We start from the raw sequence: 20,534 nt of genomic DNA on the forward strand, positions 1-20,534 counted from the left end.
GAGGTAACAACATATGAAAAAATCAATCTTATCGTTAGCGGCAGCGGCTGCAATATCCGGTGCATTCACTATTCCGGTACAAGCAGAAGATGTCAATGTGAAAGATGGAGACACATTATGGGGGATATCTCAAACATATAAAGTATCAATAGAAGATATTAAGGATTGGAACCATTTGTCTTCAGATACGATTTATTCAGGAGAAACATTACATATTTCTCAAGAAAAGCATTATAAGGTCAAGTCCGGGGACACGTTATGGGAAATTGCAGACAAATATCATGTATCAGTAAATGACCTTAAATCTTGGAACGGTTTAAGTTTAGATACAATCCATCCGAAACAGGAACTAGTTATTAAACCTGTGACAAACAAAGATGAGGCAGTGAGCGTTAAGCCTGAACAGAATTCTGAACCAGCAGCGCCAGCTAATAAATCTGAAAAAGAAAAAACAACATCAAAAAGTCAAGCTACGAATCAGTCAGATATAGAAAAAGAGATTACCGTAAGAGCAACTGCATATACTGCTGATTGTCAAGGTTGTAGCGGCACTACAGCTACTGGAATCGACTTAAAAGCAAATCCGGATGCAAAAGTTGTAGCTGTTGACCCATCTGTTATCCCACTTGGATCAAAAGTGTATGTGGAAGGCTATGGCTATGCAACAGCAGAGGATACAGGCAGTGCTATAAAAGGAAATAGAATAGATATCTTTATTCCTAATGAGCAGGATGCTTTAAATTGGGGCGTTAAAAACGTGAAAATACAAGTCTTGAATTAACTCATTCATATAATTGATTGATTAGAAATACTTTGTTGCGACAAGGTACATAAAAACAACTCATTTTTTATTATGTTAGGCTAATATCACTCAATGTAACATTACATGGCGTAATAAGAGTGAAAGGGGGGACATCGTGAACACAGATCAAGCTTTTGACCTGTTAAAGGATGCAGGAGTAACAGAAAGTATTAGTATTCAAACTGTAAGACGTTGGCTGCGTGAAGGAAAGATTAAATACGAGGGAGGAAACAAGAATAGAAACACTGGATACATAATTGATGACACAGATCAAGCATTTGAACTGTTAAAAGATGCAGGAATAACAGAAAGTATTAGTATTCAAACTGTTAGCCGTTGGCTGCGTGAAGGTAAGATTAAATACGAGGGAAACGGGAATAGAAAAACTGGATATATAATTGATGACACAGCCTCTATGCTGTCTATAAATGATCGTATTGATCAAAATAAGGACGAGATCATACACCGATTAAAATTAAAAATACAAGCACAAGATAAGCATATAGAAGGAATTGAGGAACTTCATGAGACTTCAAAAAAAATATTAATCCAGCAAAGAGATATGTTTAAAAAGGAAGTTGTACTACTGAAAAATGAGAAAAGTAAATTACAAAATGAAACAAAGGATTTATTAAAAGAAAATATTGAATTACGTAATGAATTGATAAAAGTAAAAGAAAACAAAAGTGACAATTACAATTTCAACTCTAATAATCAATCAAATGATTATAGTGAAAAATTAGGACTTGCAAAAATGGCGAGTAATAAAGAATTGCTAGCAGAATATAAAGGGTTATTAAAAATAACTCACCCAGATCATGACGGCAACGCAAAGGTATTTCATTACATTAAAACTGATTACGATAATTTTAGAAATTTTATCAAAGGTAAATGATTATTAGTGTTTAATTTCCTAATATAACTACTAAATAGGGAAAAGAAAAGAACTAATTGAAAGCTAATCAGAATTTGGATTTCCAAGCTGTTGGATAACGATAAATCTTACTTTTAAGTTCTATATGAAACTAGGAAGTGGTTAAAAGAAGTCAGTTATCCTTAATAAAAAAACACCCGATTATTCGGGTGCATACTTAATCATTCCATGTAAATAAACCGAGCATTCTCTTTGAATACATCCTCTTAAATTGATTTTTTCTTCACTTTCTATTTCTTTAACCAATTCTTCAATCTTATTTTAGTATCTTTAGGAATCTCTATTGAAAGAAGCATTCAAAGATGTTTAAATAGTCTATTATTATTCATTAGACCATCTCCCTTTATCTACTTTCTTTACCATAAAGTAGTTTTTTTCTGTGAATTCCCATTGATTATGTAAAAATGAACAAAATATATCAGCATTGGTGACTTAGTAAACATAGTAGAGGGACCTTGTTATTTAATGAATTATTTTAATAACATTTAACAAAGCCTTGTCAATAATATCTACCAAGTGATAGACGTATAGAAGAAATGTTTTGTTGTTATCTCCACATACTATATAAGCATAATGGATGAGGTTTTTGACCAAGAACAAAATGAACTAGTCATAAATAAATAGATAGAGTAACGCTTGTCCAAACATTTGCATAATATATATAAGACGTGAGGAAGCACCTGACGTCACATTAGACTGGCTTTTTATAGTCAGTCTCTTTTTTTGAACTAACCTTACCTAAAACATAAAAGTATAGGCCACCCGTTTTGATAGTGTAGTAATGGTAAGGTATTGTGTGGTGTCATAAATTAGGGTCATAAATAAAGTGTAAAAGTGGGATACGCCAAGAAATATGGACATGCTAGGGTAAGTACAATTAGCTAATATTTGGTAGTTAACTTCAAGAATTAGAAAAAATCAACTCTGAGAAGTTCACATAAAATTGAATTTGTTTGATATTCAAGTCAGTCTGTCTGAAACCTTTGACTACTAGAGATATAGAAAATCAAACAATTAACGAATACATTAACAATGATGAGGAAGGAAAGCCGCCATTTATGATCTGAACCCTAAATAGTAAACACACAAAGAAAAGCATGTTTAAGCAGTTACATGATAGGGCTGTATATAGCTTGCTAGGAGCCATAAAATAGATATTATTGAGTAGTTATTTGTATTTGTTAATTAAATCTAATATGGCAAGTTCTATTATGTCGGATTTATTAAACTTCTGTTGATCTGCGAACCTATCAAGCAAAGTCCCAACTTCTTCGTTAATGACAATCGTTTTTCTTACTTTGTTGCCTTTTTCTAAAGTGACTACCCTTTGATAAAGATCATCTCTTTGACTATCTTGCTGATCATCAAGAACATATGCCTTTATCAGTTCCTTTAATATCGTAACTTCTTCAGGTGTGAAAACGGTGTGAATATATTTTTCACCTTCATTTCTTACACTCTTCACATCGAGTGTAATAGGTTGTGAACTTCTTGGTAAAGTAATATTCAAGTCGGGGGAACTTTGTTTAACATTAGGTAAACTATTTTTTGATTCAATGAACTCAAACACTGACTGATAAAGGGGTTCTTTCCCTTCTTTTGCATAAAACCAGCCTTTCGGATTTTTGTTCCTGTATTCATATCCTGCATTGTGTAACGCATTCTTTAATCGTTTCTCTCCAATGCCAACCTTGTCCTGTGCGATTTTTGCTATTGTATTTCCAGTTACGGATAGTTCATCTAATAGCTCTTTTATTTTCATATTTCACACTCCATTACGACTATTATTCACATATTCTCCAAACTTGTGTGAATTACCTCCATTTTTTTTAACTTGTCCTGTAAATGAACGGTGTACGTGAAACTAAGGAAAATAAGTCGTGAACGGATAGTAAAGGAATCCCAAAGTGGGATATGATTTATAGCTAGGATCTTCTTTTAAAGCTTTAAGGATTGTCTCTATTGTTCGTACAACTTATCCTATTCTGTGGTCCTTCTGATGACTATTTTTGTATAGCAGTTTCAAAATAAACAGGACATTTGTCGGAAGGGGAATATAAAATCTAAGGGGAATTAGTAAGGTGGATTGAATAAACAAAAAAAGAGGGAGATGGAGCTATGAAGAAATTACTTACTGGTTTGGTAGTATTAGTAATAGCCCTGGGGATATCATTTTCCACCGCTTCAGCATCTGCTGGAGGATTTCACCACCCGCAAAGCTGGGATAAAAACTCGATTTTGCGGAAGGACACTCTTGGGGTGGAAGTCAGAAATATGCAGTATATCCTCAATGTAATGGGTTTTTATACTGATTCAGCAGTGGTTGACGTTGATGGGATTTTTGGGCCGAAAACCGAAGCGGGTGTAAAGAAATATCAAAAAGAAAACCATCTCCAAGTGGATGGTGTGGTTGGCCCCAAGACATGGGCCAGTTTTTCACAATATATTAAAAAGAATGGCGAGAACACATATGGAGCAGGCGGGAACATGGGTCTCAGAATCAAATGGAAGTACGACGATTCTTCCTATACATCCGGCTCAAAAGCCTATATTTACGGTAATGGAGATACATTAAGTGACCAATATCGCTTGTATGCGAATTAAAAACCCAAGAAGGAGGCCCTTTTAAGTTAAATGAAGATAAAACGATGGGGCAGCCTTGCATAAATGATTTCCTAAGCGTAAGCGATCCAATATCAAAGAAGGAGAGGGGGGATAGTTCTATTAAATTTCTCCTTTTTATTAGTTTCAGGTTAATTGTAAAAAGCCGATGATTCCTACGTAGGAATCATCGGCTTTATTCATTTAGAAATATGTGTTTTCTGCGTTTGTGAATTAAAACCCCCAATGAGTAAAATCTTTATAAAGAGAGGTCTTCCATGCTTAACCACTCCGAGGATTATACCTCAACAGAGTTGAAAATTGAGGTAAATTAAAATAATGCTCATTCGGGGAGTGAACATCACTGAGCACCACCATTCTAGTATAACCTGACTGTTATAATCTAATATAAATGAGATTTATTAGGTTTCTTCAGAAATGTACATATCCTGATAAAACAGTTGCCCATGTGCGAATAGAATTTGGGGACAAGAATAAGTTTCTAAACGTTTGATAAGTTGTCTCGAGGGGAGTAAGTATGAGTATCAGGAGGTTCAAAAAAGAATGAGCAAAATGATACAAACTATGTGAATGGGGAGACGAAAGCATATAAAGACGAATATCAGAAAAGAATAACGAAGAGCAAAATGATAGAAGAAAGTATAAGGGAAAGTGCAGTAGGGACTAATATTATTCGTTTCCAGTATAAATTTCCTCCCATATAACTCACAAATATAGAAAAATATTAAGTAACTGATATATCGCCATCGCAGACAATCATTTTAGAAGTAAGTTTCACTAGCTTGACAACATACCCCCATAGGTATAATATGAGGTTATAAATTGAAACAAAGGTGGTGGATTTGATTTTTTATTTGCTTCTATTAACTGTCGTGATTTTGGTCCCGAGTTTGTATAAACGATATGTTCCTGTTAAAAACGTTCCTTGCGAAAAGAATTATAGTAAAGATCATAGCGCCATTTTATTAGATATAAGGGCTTATAATCAAAAACAGGTTGATATCAATAGAGATGCTTTGAATATCCCTTATGCATATTTAAAACGTTTTAATAATGAAATCCCACATGAAAACATTCATGTAATTGCTTCCGATAAATTAGAAGTGAACTTAGGGCTGCGCTTCTTAATTGGAAAAGGAATTAAGGTAACCAGTTATGAGATAAGTGATTGTGTTTGTAAATAGATGGGTGGGTAGAATATGGAATACGATAAAAGCGTCATCAATCGGTTAAAGCGAATTGAAGGACAAATTAAAGGAGTTCTAGGAATGATGGAGCAGGGAAAAGACTGTAGAGATATCATCACACAGTTGTCTGCTGCACGAAATGCAATTGATAGGACTATGGGCGTTATTGTAAGTGCAAATCTAGAACAATGTGTTCGGGATAACATAGAGAAAGGTGAAGGCACTGAACATCTTGTAAAAGAAGCTGTTAATTTATTGATAAGAAGCAGATAAAAGAAGTAAAGTAAGCTGTCAGCAACGGTAAATTTAGGTGATATTCCGGAAAATGTACAAGGTAGTGTCGTTGTACCCCGATTAACACAAAATCTAAACAAAACGAATTTATTAGTTATTTAAAAAGGAGTGTTAAAAATGGCTTATATTTTACAAGTGGATTTTAAAATGGATGGACCATTTGGTAATGACATGGTTGAACAATTTACTGAATTAGCAAAAAGCATCAATGATGAAGAAGGGGTGATTTGGAAAATTTGGACTGAAGATAGCGAGGCAAAGGAGGCTGGTGGTATTTATCTGTTTGAGTCAAAAGAATCAGCTCAAAAATACTTAACTATGCACACTGCTCGATTAAAAGGATTTGGTATTGAGACAGTTAACGGGAAAATATTCGAAGTGAATGAAGGATTAACACAAATCAATCATGGTCCGTTTAAATAAGAGGTGTCTGTTAATCTAATCAAGATAGTTTACCTATATGTATGGTTTAAAACATACAGGAGGATGTGGTTAAGGAACCTATCCTTCTGTATTGTTACTTACTGTTCCAGGGATCTCTCAAAAAAACCTGGTGTATCAAGTTCCTTTTATAACATTTCAAAAGAAGAGGGTTGACGAAATAAACTTTTTACCATAATATATACCCCGTGGGGTATTCGAAACTAAACTAACAAAGTATCCATATAAAAGAATATTTTTTTAATGAAAAATATACCCATACGGGTAATTAGGAATCAAGGGGGAAAACAAATTGACTGAAAAGAAAAAAACAACGATTATTTTATTTAGTGGTGATTATGATAAGGCCATGGCGGCCTATATTATCGCAAATGGTGCAGCGGCTTATGATCATGAAGTAACCATCTTCCATACTTTCTGGGGATTAAATGCTTTACGAAAAGATGAGCCATCGACATTAAAAAAAGGCTTCCTTGAAAAAATGTTTGCAAAAATGATGCCTCGAGGTTCTGATAAGATGGGGTTATCCAACATGAACTTTGCTGGAATGGGCCCTAAAATGATTAAACATGTAATGAAAAAACATAACGCCATGTCACTGCCTCATTTAATTGAGTTGGCTCAAGAACAAGAGGTCAAATTAATAGCTTGTACGATGACAATGGATTTATTGGGCTTGCAACAAGAGGAATTATTAGATGGAATAGAATACGCGGGTGTGGCAGCTTATCTAGCCGACGCAGAAGATGGTAATGTAAACTTATTCATTTAAGCAATAAAATGTGAAATAGGGTAAATTTCATGGTAAGGAGGGGAGGATATTAAAATGGAAACAGCATTTAATGTCATAATAATTGGGGCAATTGCTTGGTTTTTATTTCAGCGCTTTGTCCCGGCAAAGGGAATTAAGAATATTAATACGAGTGAGTTAAAAGCTCAATTAAGTAACAAAGGAAGTAAGCAATTTATTGATGTCCGTACACCTAATGAGTATAGGGGCAATCATATTAAGGAGTTTAAGAATATTCCCTTATTCGAACTTCATAAAAGAGCACAAGAACTTTCAAAAGATGACGAAGTCTTTGTCATATGCCAAAGTGGGATGAGAAGCAGTAAAGCAAGTAAGTCATTAAAAAAACTTGGATTTAAAGAAGTTACAAACGTAAAAGGCGGCATGAGTGCTTGGCACAATTAAAAGGAGGTATTTCAATCATGAAAGAAATCTCACCAAATGAAGTGAATGCATTATTAAAGGGAAACTCGACAATTAATATTATAGATGTTCGGGAAGTAGATGAAGTAAAGGCTGGGAAAATACCCAATGCTATGCATATCCCATTAGGCCTCGTGGAATTTCGAATGCAAGATTTGGATAAATCAAAAGAATATATCATGGTTTGCCGTTCAGGAGGCAGAAGTTCAATGGCAGTAAAGTTACTTGAAAATCATGGATATAAAGTGCTAAATATGACAGGCGGCATGCTTGAATGGAACGGTCCAATAGAATAATTTTTAAATTCTTAAATACCCCCATCTGTATTAGCAAATAAGGAGGAAAAAACATGATAAAAACAAATTCCGTATTAGATGCAAAAGGATTAGCATGTCCAATGCCGATAGTAAGAACGAAAAAAGTAATGAACGGCCTGGAAGCAGGAGAAGTGCTAGAAGTCCAAGCGACGGATAAAGGGTCAACTGCCGATATGAAAGCTTGGGCAGAAAGTACAGGTCATCAATATTTGGGTACAGTTGAAGAAGGAACCGTTCTTAAACATTATCTTCGGAAAGCAAGTGGTGAAGAGCATGAAGAAAAAAAGCATGAAAAAGTCATTTCAAATGAAGAACTTCTACAAAAAATAGAAGAAAACCAATACACGATAGTACTTGATTTACGTGAATCGGCAGAATATGCGTTTAATCATATTCCATCTGCTAAATCCCTTCCAATGGGTGAATTAGAAGAACGTTTTAGTGAACTGGATAAAGAGTCTGAGATTTTTGTCATATGCCGAACCGGTAGCCGAAGTGACCTGGCTGCACAAAAACTAACAGCTGCAGGATTTAAACAAGTGGTTAATGTTGAACCGGGCATGAGCCAATGGAATGGTCCTACACAAAAATCAGTGAATGAATAACATATAATCCTAAAAATGGAGGGGCATATCATGTCTAAAAAAGTAGCGATAATAGCTAGTAACGGTGGTTTATTTGACGCATATAAAGTATTTAACATTGCAACAGCAGCAGCAGCAACGGATCAAGAAGTAGCTATTTTCTTTACATTCGAAGGCTTAAATTTAATCCATAAAGTAGCGAATCAACAACTACCGATGCCAGAAGGTAAGGAACATTTTGCAGAAGGATTTGCGAGGGCTAATGAACCTTCTATTCCTGAGTTACTTTCTATGGCACAAGAAATGGACGTCAAGTTTATTGGTTGTCAAATGACCATGGACGTTATGGGCTTGGAAAAAGAAGCTTTCGTTGACGGCATCGAAGTCGGTGGAGCTGTTACATTTTTAGAATTCGCGAAAGATGCGGATGTAACTTTAACCTTTTAAGTCAGGTAAAAAATTTTGAAACACTAAATACTGTAGGGGGTATATTTTATGACGTTAAATGAAATGACAGCCAAAGAGGTTTCAAAGAAAGTAATCAATAAAGCTGAATTATTCATTTTGGATGTTCGAAATGAAAGTGATTTTAACGATTGGAAAATTGAAGGAGAGAACTTTGAATTCCTTAATATTCCTTACTTTGATTTACTGGATGGCGTTGAAGAAATCATTGATAAAATTCCAGCAAATAAAGAAATTTTAGTTGTCTGTGCAAAAGAAGGCTCATCTATTATGGTTGCTGAAATGCTATCTGAAGCAGGGCTGGATGTTTCTTATTTGAAGGGCGGAATGAAAGCATGGAGTGAACACTTAGAACCAGTGAAAATTGGGGATTTGAATAATGGCGGAGAAATCTACCAATTTGTACGTCTCGGTAAAGGTTGTTTATCTTACATGATCATTTCTAATGGTGAAGCAGCCGTTATTGATTCCACAAGAATGACTGATATCTACGTTGATTTTGCCGATAGTATTGGAGCGAAGATTACTCATGTATTTGATACGCATTTACATGCTGACCATATTTCAGGTGGAAGACAAATAGCAGAAAGTGCAAATGCAACTTACTGGCTACCACCAAAAGATGCAACAGAAGTAACTTTTGAATATCAGCCATTAGAAGGTGGTAAGGTGGTTACGATCGGTCACACAGCTATCAATATTCATGCTCTATACTCCCCAGGTCACACGATTGGTTCCACTTCATTTGTAGTCGATGAAAAATACTTGCTTTCAGGAGATATTCTATTCATCGATTCCATTGGTAGACCGGACTTAGCCGGATTGGCTGAGGATTGGGTAGGAGACTTAAGAGAAACACTTTATATTCGCTATAGAGAATTGTCAGACGAGTTAATCGTACTGCCATCTCACTTTATGATCATTGAAGAATTAAATGAAGACGGCAGTGTTGCGAAGAAATTAGGAGAGTTATTTGCAGAAAATCATGGTTTGAACATTGCTGACGAAACAGAATTCAGAGAGTTGGTTACAGGAAACTTACCTCCGCAGCCAAACGCATATCAAGAAATCCGCGAAACGAATATGGGGAAAATCACCCCTGATGAGGAAAAACAGCGCGAAATGGAAATTGGACCAAATCGTTGTGCGGTTCGTTAAACATAAAAAAAGATTATAAATACTACGAAAACAGGAGAGATGTATGATGAATTCAGATAAAATGTTAGATGCTAAGGGACTTGCTTGTCCGATGCCGATTGTTAGAACAAAGAAGGCTATGAATGATTTACAATCTGGTCAAGTGTTAGAAATACATGTGACAGATAAAGGCGCTAAAGCAGATTTAGCTGCTTGGTCAAAATCTGGTGGCCATGAGCTAGTAGAAACTGCAGAAGAAAATGAAGTTCTAAAATTTTGGATTAGAAAAGGCTGATAATGATAAGGGAACCCTATTGGTTCCCTTCTTTTCAAGGAGGCAATAAAAATGGATATTACTTTTATCATAACCATCTTTTTGATAGGATTTATAGGTTCATACATTTCAGGAATGCTAGGTATAGGCGGATCCATCATTAAATACCCAATGCTTTTGTATATACCACCACTTTTCGGTTTAGCGGCTTTTAGTGCTCATGAAGTCTCAGGAATAAGTGCAGTACAAGTATTATTTGCATCCATAGGTGGTGTCTGGGCTTATCGTAAAGGTGGCTATTTAAATAAGACGCTCATCATCTATATGGGTGTTAGTGTACTAATAGGTAGTGTCATTGGGAGTTTTGGGTCGCAATCCATGTCTGAAGATGGGATAAATATCGTGTATGGCCTACTTGCTCTAATAGCAGCTGTCATGATGTTTATTCCTAAAAAAGGAATAGATGACGTTCCTTTGGATCAAATAGCCTTTAACAAATGGCTTGCAGCAATTTTAGCCTTAATTGTCGGTTTGGGTTCAGGGATTGTCGGTGCAGCCGGTGGATTCTTATTAGTTCCTATTATGCTAGTCGTCTTGAAAATCCCAACTAGGGTAACAATCGCCTCTTCCTTAGCGATTACATTCATTTCATCGATTGGTGCAACGGTAGGGAAAATCTCAACAGGGCAAGTTGACTTCTATCCTGCCTTGATCATGGTTATAGCAAGCTTAATAGCGTCTCCACTAGGAGCGATGTCTGGTAAAAAAATGAATACAAAAATACTTCAAGTCATCTTAGCTTTATTAATTTTGGCAACGGCTGTGAAAATTTGGATGGGGATTTTGTCATAAGATTTTTGGGGATATTGGACCCTTACCTTGACAGGGAAGGGGTCGTGGGTTCGAATCCCTCACAGGTCATCAATTACCAAAGGCTCAAATCCTTGATATAACAGGGATTTGGGCCTTTTTTATTTTGTCTTACTGGATGCGTTTAGATCAACTATAGTGATTTGCTCACATTTTGCTAACGAGAGTTCTGAAGGGCGTTGTGGAAAATATCAGCCACTTCATCATCTTGGTTGGGCATCATATGGGCGTAATGCTCTAACGTGATGCTAGGTTTCGAATGTCCTAAACGAGTTTGTACTTTGACGATATCTACCCCTTCAGAAATCAAGATGGAAGCGTGGGTGTGCCGAATATCGTGAAACCGAATGGGTGTTACGTTAGCCGCTTCACTGACACGCTTCATTACACGTAACACGTTCCGTGGATCTTGAAAGGTGCCGGTCTCCGTACAAATGACTAAGTCTTGGTCTTGATACTGTTCCCCAAGTCTTTTTCTCTGTGTTTCTTGACGTTCCCTATGAGCTTTTAATGCCTTGACCAGGAAATCAGGAATCGGAACTTGCCGTTTGGATTTTTTCGTTTTCAGCGTAGATAAACGATACCCATTATTCGGGATGTGAGAAAGGGACCGTTGTATCCGGATGATTTTTTTTCCAAAGTCAATATCGCTCCATTGTAGCCCAAGAAGCTCGCCTTTCCTCATACCCGTATAAATGGCGAGTAAGAACGTAAGATAATGTCGTTCCCCCTTGCATTGATTAAGGAACGAACCAATCTCATCAAAAGACCATATCTTCATTTCTTCTTTTTTAACCGAGGGTGGATCAGCATTGATCACTGGATTGAAACTAATCCTTTTCCACTTTACAGCTTGACCGAATGCCTGATTTAACAACTGGTGTAATTTTCGAATGGTACTCGTACTATACTCCTCATCTAATTTGAGGTTATAAAAAGCATCAATATCTTCGGTCGTAATTTTTGAAAGCATTTTGTTGGCAAAAGGATTTTCCCGTATTAAGTGCTTATCCATCAAATACTTTCTGCTTGAGGCCGTTGTTTCTTTAATCCTTTTTTGATAATGGGACGTAAACCAAAATTCCATATAGGATGAAAAGGATTCCTTGCTCGGTTCCACAAATCGATCTTCATCCAGTTCAGACTGAATCTTTCGAAGAGCAGCTTGTGCATCTTTTTTACGAGAGAACCCGCCCTTTGTTTTTTGCCTTCGTTTACCCGTAATAGGGTCGCGGCCTATATCCACAATATATGACCAAGTATTTCCTCTTTCTTTAACAGTGCCTTTCATTTTGCTTGCCCCCATATCCTATTATAGTTCGTGTTAGAACAATGGAAAGCAAGTGGTCTAGTATCAGTTTGACCACTTACTTTCGGTTCTATAAGCCGCTCTTTTCCTCAAGTTTTAAGTGAGCAACTTGAAAAGTCCTTCTTGTGCAACATCTCGCGTTTGAATTCGGTTTTTATTTTTTGTCTGCGTTACCTGTTAGGGGATCACTTTCAAAATCTACTATATGTCCAAGAGTTTCCTCTCTTTTGTGTGCTACCTCTCAGTATGCTAACCTCCGTATATTTTTGATAAATAATTATGTGTAAAGAAAGGAAAGTAAGTGGCCTGGTGATATGACCTACGTACTTACGGTTTTATAAACTGCTCACTTGTTGCTGCGTCAGCCAGTCAAAAAACTCATCACGGAGCACGCGTTTGCTACGACCTAATTTAATAAGTGGAAATGATTTTTGTTCCATTAACTCATAAGCAGTTGGCTTAGACACCATCAAAATTTCAGATAAGTGCACAGCTGTTAGGATCATTGGATAATCTTCGATGTTTTTAGTCATACTTTATTTCTCCTTTTAGTTTTATTTTTAATAGTGATTAATTTGAATTAACTTATTTAATTCGGTCACATTATATTTTTTTAATTTTGCTGTTTTCAAGGGTTTGTCCAAAAAATAAAAAAAATTTTAAAAACCAACTTCCTTATTCTCATATAAAGAACTTAGACACCAAATTACCAGACCCTACTTTTCTGTGAAAGATGGCAGGAGTTAAGGTTGGAGATATTCAAGAAGGTCAGTTTAGAAAGAATGGCGAATATTACTTTTTCTGAATGGAAAAATCGGAAAATATAATCGTTTTAGAATTAGAAGATTATAAGATAGGGAAATTCCGATACAAATTAATTGCTTTTGGAGTAGAGAATCCAGAAGAGTTAAAAAACAAATTGAAGCCCAGTTAAAAAAGATGTCATTATGACATCTTTTTTTAATTTAGGTGTTTAATAAATATTTTTAGAATAATTTCTCAATTTCATAGATTGACCCGTTATAATAATGAAGTGCATTAAGAAAGAAATCTATCATTGTAGAAGGAATGGGATCAAAACGAAATAAATGTGTTACAAGACATTTCGTCCTTTGCAAAAAAACGTGTTAAATTAAATTTATGGAGGTAAGAATGTTGAAAAAGATCAAAGTATTATTAAGTTTAATTTTAATGGTTACTCTATTTGGAGGGGCCCACACACAAGCGGCAACCAAAAAAATGATGGTGCACTATATTGACGTTGGCCAAGGGGATTCAATATATATTAAAACAGCTAACGGTGATGACATTATCATTGATGGAGGCAATAAAGATGGTAGTGATGTAGTTTCTTATCTTAAAAAGCAAGGCGTTAAAGATATAGAAGTAATGATTTCCACCCATCCGGATGTAGATCATATTGGTGGCTTAGACGACGTGTTAAAAGCTTTTAAAGTAAAATCCGTTTATGCTCCAAAAGTAAGTCATACAACACAAGCGTATCAAGAATTTCTATCCGCTGTAAAAAAAGAAGGCGTTAAGATTACACCTACAACAAAAGGCCTTAAAATTCCTTTAAAAGGAGTAAGTGCTACATTCGTTGCTCCTGTTAAATCATATGGTACAGATTTGAACGACTGGAGTGCCGTTTTACGAATCGTATATGGCAGTAAATCATTCTTGTTTACCGGAGATGCAGAAACTAAATCAGAAAATGATATGATTAGTTCCAAACAAACGTTGAAATCTGATGTTTTGAAAGTCGGCCACCACGGAGCCAAAACTTCCACCAGTGCTGCTTTCCTTAAATCTGTAAAACCTGCGTATGCAGTTATCTCGGTTGGTAAAGGGAACAGCTACAAACATCCTACTACCGAAACTTTGAATCGATTAAAAGCAGCTAATGTAAAGATCTTTAGAACGGATCAGCAAGGTCACATTATTGCTTCTACAGATGGCAAGACCGTTACATTTAATACAAAACCGGCAACTGGAAGTACTCCAACTCCGAAGCCACCTGTAAATAGTGCTTACAAACTTACGGCCACTTTGGATAATACTAAGCCTAAGCAATACAGCACGGTGAATTTAACTGTAAAGGGAATTCCAAGCGGTTCTTATAAAGCAGTATTCCATTATAAGAGCACGGACACTACCTATACTGGTACTATTGGTAAGCCTTTACCGGTGAAAATTGGCCGTGCAGCAAAAGGATACAAAGTGGTTGTAGATGTATCCGCTAGTTACAAAAGCAAACCATACAAAGCACAAACATCTTTTACTCCACAATAAGGAAGTGATTGTGTATGAAGGGAATCATCGATCGCTTCGAAGGGAATTTTGTAGTTGTTGAAATAGGCAATAAAACGATAGACTTTGACAAAGCAATTTTTCCAAAAGAAGCTACCGCTGGTGATGTAGTTGTAATCAAGGATAATCACGTTTCTGTTTTGAAAGATGAAACGGAAAAACGGCGAAAAGAAATTGAAATACTGATGGATGATGTATTCGAATAAAATTAATTATTAAATCTAAAAAACTTCTATTCATTGAATAGAAGTTTTTTTATGGACAAATAAAAGAGACCACTTTTTATTATGGTCCTCTTTATTTTTCTTAATCAACTAACGCACCTTTTAGCTCAATAAGAAAAACATATCTTGTTAAAGTAATACATTTTATAACGGTTAATTTTTATTTTTGGTTAATACCATTAAAGTAAAAAATAAGTTAACAATTCCTACTATCACAAGGATTCTTGAAACATTTAAATTATCTATAGAACTCAAAACCCCAATTAGAATAATGATACTTACTAAAATGCTTAAACTTAGCTTTTTATTTATACCAATCTCCCCCTCAACTAAAATTTATTATACACCACCATATTTTCAGGATAATTCTTGTTAAACTAAACTGCCCCATTAGTTGCATAAAGAAAGAGCTGCCTTAAAGACAGCTCTGATCCTAAGCTAAAGCACCCGTTAGTTTAAGTACATTTCTTCACAATCTTGCATTGTTCATATCTTCTACTGTGTACAAATCTTAAAAATAACTTGACCATCTTTAGTTATTTTCTCTGTATTGATACTAACATTCACATTATTATAACGAGCCCATTCTGGTAAGTAATTTGCTAAGTATTTGAATACCTTCTCGTCAGGTGTAGCATATCCAACATTAATCTTATTAAATAAATACGGAACAAAATCTGGATATAAGGCATCCACCCATTCTTCGGCTTGAATTTCTGAATCAAAAATACGATTATCTTCTTTATAACTTCCATTTATCCATTTAACATTCTCCATTGGAAACACCTGCTTTCCAAGTTTATCTACCGTTTATTGATATATTCTTATTATGCTAACCTGTCCCGTTAGTTCCATAAGAAAAAGCTGCCTTAAAGACAGATCCGACCTTCAGCTAACGCACCTGTTAGTGTAAAAGAAAACAGCTTAATAACAGTAAAGAGTTTTATTTCAAGCACCTATTAGTACAATTATTATTTTTCCCTAAGATGATTTAATAGTGCAATAGCCAATAAAAGTATTGATAATCCAGTCCCTGAACTATCAGGTCCTACATCGAAGAAAATTGGAGAAACAAAGTGATTTAAAACTGTAATGATTACGGCCAATGTAACCAAAGAAATATTTGTTTTCTTCAAAGGAAAAACCTCCTATTAATTAACGAAAGCAAGTAAAAATTCTCCATTTAAATTATTACTCTTAATGAACTATCCTGCCCATTTAGTTCCATAAGGAAAAGACTACCACAGCAACCACTGTTACTGAAGTAAAGCATCTATTAGCGGTACAAGGAAAGGGTAGTTGTGTGTTTAGTTCTTAATCCCATCAATTACGCTTTTTATATTTTCATCATTATTTAATTTGCCTCTTGCGTGGAGTAAAACTGGTCTAACAGATTCCACCGAACGTCCAAAATCGTACATCCATTCATATCTAGGAACCTTTCAAGTAGAAAAAATTATGAAGGTTTAATCCAATAAACCATCTCCATAATTTGTTCCATCAGTATCCAAAATGACTACCTTTGATTTTATACGAGTAAGTGCTACAGCTATATACGGATTTGGCTCAGGGTTTTTATTATAAGATGTCCGAATGCGGATGATAGTCTTATCATAATCTTCTTTCACTTCCAACACTTCAATGGTATTTCCCTTTTTTTTACCGCCCATTGATATTAATAAAAAGTCCCCTTCACCATCTTTAAACTTTTTGTAACCGACAACCGATGTATCTTTTTCGATTTTTCCAATATACTGTTTAGTTTCAACATCCATCAGTCTTTCTTTATCCACTACTTGATAGTCAACTTGATTGATGAATCCGATGAATATATGAACAGCGAAGATTAGCGGAAACCCAATAAAGAGTATTTTCTTTCCTATATCAAATCTATTTAAGAAAAAGTATAGAACCGCCAGTGTCAATACACCAAGGCTCAATACACCATACGGCATCCCCTCGAATCCACCAATCACAGAAATTGAAAACACAAAAATCAATATGCTTAGAGAGAATAGAAGTAAGAGTTGAGTCCTGTCCTCTATCTTTCTCATAAATAAATAGTTGAGTCCACACATCACAATACCTAATATGATGCCTGCTTCATAAAAGTATAAAAAAATATCAATCTCTCCCTTATTTGTTATTTATATAAGGATATGTTCGTATAAATGGTTGTTAAGGAACCCGGTCAAATTTCTTAAGGAATGTTGTGTGCGATAGAGACGGGAATTTACAATCACACGTTTTGTTTTTTTGCCTGTTTATCAAGCAAGATAATAAGTGTTTCACTTGCTTTCTTTTTCTTAATCATCCTATTGATTGAAAATCGATGTCCTAAATAGCCACGAATTAGTTTGTTGTGGTTAAAAAGCCTCGTATATTTTGGGTTGTAATACAAAGTAGTAAACCATTCGTATTCTTTTAACTTTTCAATGTGTTTATCCGTATGTTTTGTATTGTTATGTAATGACAATAATGCAACGAATAAAAAATCTAATGCTAATGATAATGATTCACCAATAATGAACGAACCTCCTCATATTAATTGATTTCTCCAAAAATTTACTTTAGGGATGATTTATTATGTTTTCCAATAGCAACATTCTTTTAGATACATAACTTTATATAATTAATAAATTACTTTAAACTATAACAAATTAACCTAGTTATGTTAAATTTTTCTTTTTTAAACATTAATGTTGATAAGGGAGGATGCTACGGCAACCTTTTTCTTACGGAACTAAAGGGGCTGGTTAGCTCATTAAGGGTATGGAATGGTTTGTTACTAGTAAATTTATTTTCCCGAATTAATTCAACGCGGTATACATTTATAATAACTAATTCCTAAAAATTCTAAAAAATAATATTTTTTTATTTTGAATAATTGTAACTTTTTGGATTCTTATTCGATTAATAATTGAACATAAAAAAAGGAGGGGTATTTTTGCTTGATAAAGATAATTTAGACGAGAGCATCGAGATAATATATAACAAGTATTATCGAGATGTTTATAAGTTCTTAATTTGTTTTACGGGAAACCAAAACGATGCTGAAGACTTAACCCAAGATGTTTTTATACGGTTACTAATATCTCAATCTAAATTTAACAAGCAATGTACATTAAAAACGTGGGTTCTTTCCATCGCAAAACACGTAGCAATTGATCACCACAGAAAAAAAAGATTTTATTCTGTATTTAAAGATAGCTTTTTTAAACAACTTGTTTCAAATCGAAAAATTCCTGATGAGATACTACAAGATAATGAACGTACAAAAATATTGCAACAGGCTATACAGTCATTAAAACCTATGTATAGAAGCATCATCATTCTAAGGGGAATAAATGAATTTTCCATTAAGGAAACCGCAGCAATATTGGAATGTAATGAATCAAAAGTCAAAGTCGATTACCATAGAGCCCTAAAAGTATTAAGAAAGAACCTTAATGTTTCCATAGAGGAGGTTTTCGAGAATGCAAAATGATAATAAAATTTTTGAAGAGATTAAACATTCACCAGATTTAAATCCAAGAACGGAATTTGTGAATGATACAAGACACCTATTAATTAAAAAAGCTAATCGTATAAACAAAGTAAGTAAAATAAAGAAACTTTCTTATTATTGGTCTGTAGTTATTGCTACAGTGGCAATTACAGCTTGGATTTCCCTTTTTGGAGGAAATCAGTACATTTTAAAGTCTTATCATAATGTAATGTCTGCCATTCCTAAAAACAATGAGGAAAGCATAACTGCTTCAAATAAAAATCCTTCTGTATTTATTTACCACACCCATACCACGGAATCCTTTACGCCGTTTCTTGAAAATAAAAACATAGATCAAGCATACGATGAGAATAAAAATATTACGATGGTAGGTGCAGAACTAACTAGTGAATTAAAGAAAAAAAATATTAATGTATTGCACAGCACCACGGATTTTCACAAAATACTTCGTAACCGTGATTTAGATTACTCAAAAATATACGATATTTCAGGGAAAGAAGTCCAAACTGTTCTTGATAAAAATAAGAATTTAAAATTAATTATAGATATTCACAGAGATTCTCAACTAAAAGATGCTACAACCATTAGAATAGATGGAAAAGATGTAGCCAGTGTGTCATTTGTTGTCTCGGAAAACAGTCCTAATTTTAAAGAAAACCGAAAAATTGCAAATCTCTTTCATCAAAAATTAGAAAAGAAGTATCCTGGACTTTCTAGGGGAGTCTTAATGAAAGAAAAATCACGAACAAAAAATCCTAATAATCAAAACTTTTATAATCAAGACTTATTTGCGAACTCACTCCTTCTTCAAATTGGAGGGGTAGAAAATACAATTGAAGAAGAAAATAGGAGCGTTGAATTAATAGCAGAAGTTATAGATGAGCTACTAGTTGAACTTGATTAATATAAGCATAGAAATAACACTATATCTAAAAATATCATCATTTCAATTCTATAATAAGTCCATAGAACCATCGGGTGCTTTACTTCATTAACAGGAGCTGATCAGTAGCTCCTTTTCTTATGCAACTAACGGGGCAGGATAGTTGCATAAGAAGTAGTAAAATAGAGTTGATAAAAGATTGTAATTCCTCATCCTATATTGCTTATAAATGGTACAATTGGAGAAAAAGAGGTTTGAGTGTGAGGAAATTATTATGGAGTTTAAGTTTGGTTGTCATCATTGTGGCGTTAGGGGGATGTTCAAGTTCCTCTAAAACTTCGGGTTCTCCTGAAGCAAAAGTTGTTGGCTATCAAATGGTACAGAATAACGGTGTATTAAGTGATAGAAAAGGTATATCAGAGAAAGATTATGTGAAAAAAATTGAAAACATTACGGCAGATGTAAAATGGGATAAAACAGCATTAGTTAATAAAGATAGCAAAGAAGATGCTGTATTTTGGTTTATAGACCAGGATAACAAGGAAGGGCAAAAATATAAGGTGTGGTTCAACGAAACTGGCTCCGCAGTCGTGCAAGATGGAAAGCAAGTAGGGGGCGTTTTGGAAGGGAAAGACGGTGAAACATTATCTTCTATTTCAAACTTAATGATCAGAAATAAAGAATAGAGAAATATTAAACTAACAGGTGTGTTAGCTGAATATCAGAGCTGTCTTTAAGGCAGCTTTTTCTTTATGGAACTATCGGGGCAGTTTAGTTGAATAACAAAAATTTGCAGAAAAAATCTGAATGAAGGCGATGATATTATGTTTAAGCAAAGCATCAGATTCCCCTTAATATATTTTGTGGTATTAACCGTTTGGCAATTTATTGCTAACAAAGAGGTTAATTGGATAGATAACATAATGGTCTGTTTTATAATGTTCTTGATTATTCTGTTATATAAATGGTCGAAAATTCCATATAAGTGGAATATGGACAAACAATGAGTAAATATAAACAATAATTTCTTCTTCAACTAACGGGTGCTTTACTTCAATAAGGCAGGTTGCTGAGGCAGCCTTTTTCTTATGGCACTAACGGGGCAGGTTAGTTTACTAATAATGTTACTATTAATTAAGTAAATAATAAAGTTATAAATC

At 34.6% G+C, this 20,534-nt stretch carries 24 protein-coding genes and 2 pseudogenes; 19 read left to right on the forward strand and 7 right to left on the reverse strand.

Annotated features, from left to right (window positions below):
* The first annotated feature begins 13 nt into the window (after positions 1–13).
* Both NST21_RS11420 and NST21_RS11425 read left to right on the forward strand, forming a co-directional pair.
* Positions 14–781 carry a LysM peptidoglycan-binding and 3D domain-containing protein gene (locus tag NST21_RS11420; RefSeq protein ID WP_340889190.1) on the forward strand — a complete coding sequence of 256 codons (768 nt, stop codon included), beginning with the start codon at positions 14–16 and terminating at the stop codon, positions 779–781.
* 136 nt (positions 782–917) lie between these two features.
* Positions 918–1,697: a hypothetical protein gene (locus tag NST21_RS11425; RefSeq protein ID WP_056523029.1), complete on the forward strand. Its 780-nt coding sequence runs from the start codon at positions 918–920 to the stop codon at positions 1,695–1,697.
* A 1,207-nt stretch (positions 1,698–2,904) separates the two neighbouring features.
* Here NST21_RS11425 and NST21_RS11430 read toward each other — a convergent pair.
* Positions 2,905–3,498, reverse strand: a complete 594-nt coding sequence (locus NST21_RS11430) for a hypothetical protein (protein WP_056523027.1) — start codon at positions 3,496–3,498, stop codon at positions 2,905–2,907.
* Positions 3,499–3,854: 356 nt separating this feature from the next.
* Here NST21_RS11430 and NST21_RS11435 point away from each other — a divergent pair, with 356 nt between their 5' ends.
* The 12 genes from NST21_RS11435 to NST21_RS11490 all read left to right on the forward strand — a co-directional run bounded on the left by NST21_RS11435 (position 3,855) and on the right by NST21_RS11490 (position 11,122).
* On the forward strand, positions 3,855–4,340 hold the full coding sequence (locus NST21_RS11435) for a peptidoglycan-binding domain-containing protein (RefSeq protein WP_057217070.1): 486 nt from the start codon (positions 3,855–3,857) through the stop codon (positions 4,338–4,340).
* 860 nt (positions 4,341–5,200) lie between these two features.
* Positions 5,201–5,542, forward strand: coding sequence for a sulfurtransferase (locus NST21_RS11440; protein WP_340889195.1), 342 nt, complete (start codon positions 5,201–5,203; stop codon positions 5,540–5,542).
* A 15-nt stretch (positions 5,543–5,557) separates the two neighbouring features.
* Positions 5,558–5,818, forward strand: coding sequence for a metal-sensitive transcriptional regulator (locus NST21_RS11445; RefSeq protein WP_340889196.1), 261 nt, complete (start codon positions 5,558–5,560; stop codon positions 5,816–5,818).
* Positions 5,819–5,956: 138 nt separating this feature from the next.
* Positions 5,957–6,262 carry a monooxygenase gene (locus NST21_RS11450; RefSeq protein ID WP_056523023.1) on the forward strand — a complete coding sequence of 102 codons (306 nt, stop codon included), beginning with the start codon at positions 5,957–5,959 and terminating at the stop codon, positions 6,260–6,262.
* A 310-nt stretch (positions 6,263–6,572) separates the two neighbouring features.
* A complete protein-coding gene (locus tag NST21_RS11455; RefSeq protein WP_056523021.1) occupies positions 6,573–7,052 on the forward strand; it encodes a DsrE/DsrF/DrsH-like family protein in 480 nt (159 codons plus the stop codon).
* Between the two features lie 54 nt (positions 7,053–7,106).
* Positions 7,107–7,475: a rhodanese-like domain-containing protein gene (locus NST21_RS11460; protein WP_340889198.1), complete on the forward strand. Its 369-nt coding sequence runs from the start codon at positions 7,107–7,109 to the stop codon at positions 7,473–7,475.
* A 17-nt stretch (positions 7,476–7,492) separates the two neighbouring features.
* Positions 7,493–7,789: a rhodanese-like domain-containing protein gene (locus NST21_RS11465; RefSeq protein WP_340889199.1), complete on the forward strand. Its 297-nt coding sequence runs from the start codon at positions 7,493–7,495 to the stop codon at positions 7,787–7,789.
* Positions 7,790–7,842: 53 nt separating this feature from the next.
* Positions 7,843–8,415 (forward strand): sulfurtransferase TusA family protein, encoded by a 573-nt coding sequence (locus tag NST21_RS11470; RefSeq protein ID WP_340889201.1) that lies wholly within the window; start codon positions 7,843–7,845, stop codon positions 8,413–8,415.
* A gap of 30 nt (positions 8,416–8,445) precedes the next feature.
* Positions 8,446–8,841, forward strand: a complete 396-nt coding sequence (locus NST21_RS11475) for a DsrE/DsrF/DrsH-like family protein (protein ID WP_340889202.1) — start codon at positions 8,446–8,448, stop codon at positions 8,839–8,841.
* Between the two features lie 48 nt (positions 8,842–8,889).
* Positions 8,890–10,017: an MBL fold metallo-hydrolase gene (locus NST21_RS11480; protein WP_057217100.1), complete on the forward strand. Its 1,128-nt coding sequence runs from the start codon at positions 8,890–8,892 to the stop codon at positions 10,015–10,017.
* A gap of 46 nt (positions 10,018–10,063) precedes the next feature.
* The gene (locus NST21_RS11485; RefSeq protein WP_053345635.1) at positions 10,064–10,291 is read left to right on the forward strand and encodes a sulfurtransferase TusA family protein; all 228 of its coding nucleotides are present in this window, start codon (positions 10,064–10,066) and stop codon (positions 10,289–10,291) included.
* 51 nt (positions 10,292–10,342) lie between these two features.
* The gene (locus tag NST21_RS11490) at positions 10,343–11,122 is read left to right on the forward strand and encodes a sulfite exporter TauE/SafE family protein (RefSeq protein ID WP_340889205.1); all 780 of its coding nucleotides are present in this window, start codon (positions 10,343–10,345) and stop codon (positions 11,120–11,122) included.
* 175 nt (positions 11,123–11,297) lie between these two features.
* Here the strand turns inward: NST21_RS11490 and NST21_RS11495 are convergent, their stop codons facing one another.
* Both NST21_RS11495 and NST21_RS11500 read right to left on the reverse strand, forming a co-directional pair.
* A complete protein-coding gene (locus tag NST21_RS11495) occupies positions 11,298–12,431 on the reverse strand; it encodes a site-specific integrase (RefSeq protein WP_340889207.1) in 1,134 nt (377 codons plus the stop codon).
* Between the two features lie 353 nt (positions 12,432–12,784).
* Entirely contained in the window at positions 12,785–12,982 is a 198-nt protein-coding gene (locus NST21_RS11500) for a helix-turn-helix domain-containing protein (RefSeq protein WP_340889209.1), read from the reverse strand.
* Positions 12,983–13,604: 622 nt separating this feature from the next.
* Here NST21_RS11500 and NST21_RS11505 point away from each other — a divergent pair.
* Positions 13,605–14,435, forward strand: a pseudogene (locus NST21_RS11505) (ComEC/Rec2 family competence protein); the annotation flags it as partial.
* Between the two features lie 320 nt (positions 14,436–14,755).
* Positions 14,756–14,965, forward strand: a complete 210-nt coding sequence (locus tag NST21_RS11510) for a DUF3006 domain-containing protein (protein WP_340889210.1) — start codon at positions 14,756–14,758, stop codon at positions 14,963–14,965.
* A gap of 513 nt (positions 14,966–15,478) precedes the next feature.
* On the opposite strand, the gene NST21_RS11515 is transcribed toward NST21_RS11510, so the two are convergent.
* The 4 genes and pseudogenes from NST21_RS11515 to NST21_RS11530 form a co-directional block, all read right to left on the reverse strand.
* Positions 15,479–15,760, reverse strand: a complete 282-nt coding sequence (locus NST21_RS11515; protein ID WP_340889212.1) for a hypothetical protein — start codon at positions 15,758–15,760, stop codon at positions 15,479–15,481.
* A gap of 194 nt (positions 15,761–15,954) precedes the next feature.
* The gene (locus tag NST21_RS11520; protein ID WP_283901966.1) at positions 15,955–16,119 is read right to left on the reverse strand and encodes a hypothetical protein; all 165 of its coding nucleotides are present in this window, start codon (positions 16,117–16,119) and stop codon (positions 15,955–15,957) included.
* A 171-nt stretch (positions 16,120–16,290) separates the two neighbouring features.
* A pseudogene (locus NST21_RS11525) lies at positions 16,291–16,422 on the reverse strand (HIT family protein); the annotation flags it as partial.
* Positions 16,423–16,449: 27 nt separating this feature from the next.
* Positions 16,450–17,130, reverse strand: a complete 681-nt coding sequence (locus NST21_RS11530; protein WP_340892508.1) for a YesK family protein — start codon at positions 17,128–17,130, stop codon at positions 16,450–16,452.
* A gap of 800 nt (positions 17,131–17,930) precedes the next feature.
* On the opposite strand from NST21_RS11530, the gene NST21_RS11535 reads away from it, so the two are divergent.
* The 3 genes from NST21_RS11535 (at position 17,931) to NST21_RS11545 (ending at position 20,060) form a co-directional block, all read left to right on the forward strand.
* On the forward strand, positions 17,931–18,470 hold the full coding sequence (locus NST21_RS11535; protein ID WP_340889215.1) for an RNA polymerase sigma factor: 540 nt from the start codon (positions 17,931–17,933) through the stop codon (positions 18,468–18,470).
* Positions 18,460–19,395, forward strand: coding sequence for a stage II sporulation protein P (spoIIP, locus tag NST21_RS11540; protein WP_340889216.1), 936 nt, complete (start codon positions 18,460–18,462; stop codon positions 19,393–19,395). The genes NST21_RS11535 and spoIIP overlap by 11 nt, the downstream gene beginning before the upstream one ends.
* 239 nt (positions 19,396–19,634) lie before the next feature.
* Positions 19,635–20,060 carry a hypothetical protein gene (locus NST21_RS11545; RefSeq protein ID WP_340889218.1) on the forward strand — a complete coding sequence of 142 codons (426 nt, stop codon included), beginning with the start codon at positions 19,635–19,637 and terminating at the stop codon, positions 20,058–20,060.
* Positions 20,061–20,534 lie beyond the last annotated feature (474 nt).

The sequence above is a fragment of the Peribacillus sp. FSL K6-1552 genome (assembly GCF_038005205.1).
In the GTDB taxonomy this organism is placed as follows: domain Bacteria; phylum Bacillota; class Bacilli; order Bacillales; family DSM-1321; genus Peribacillus; species Peribacillus butanolivorans.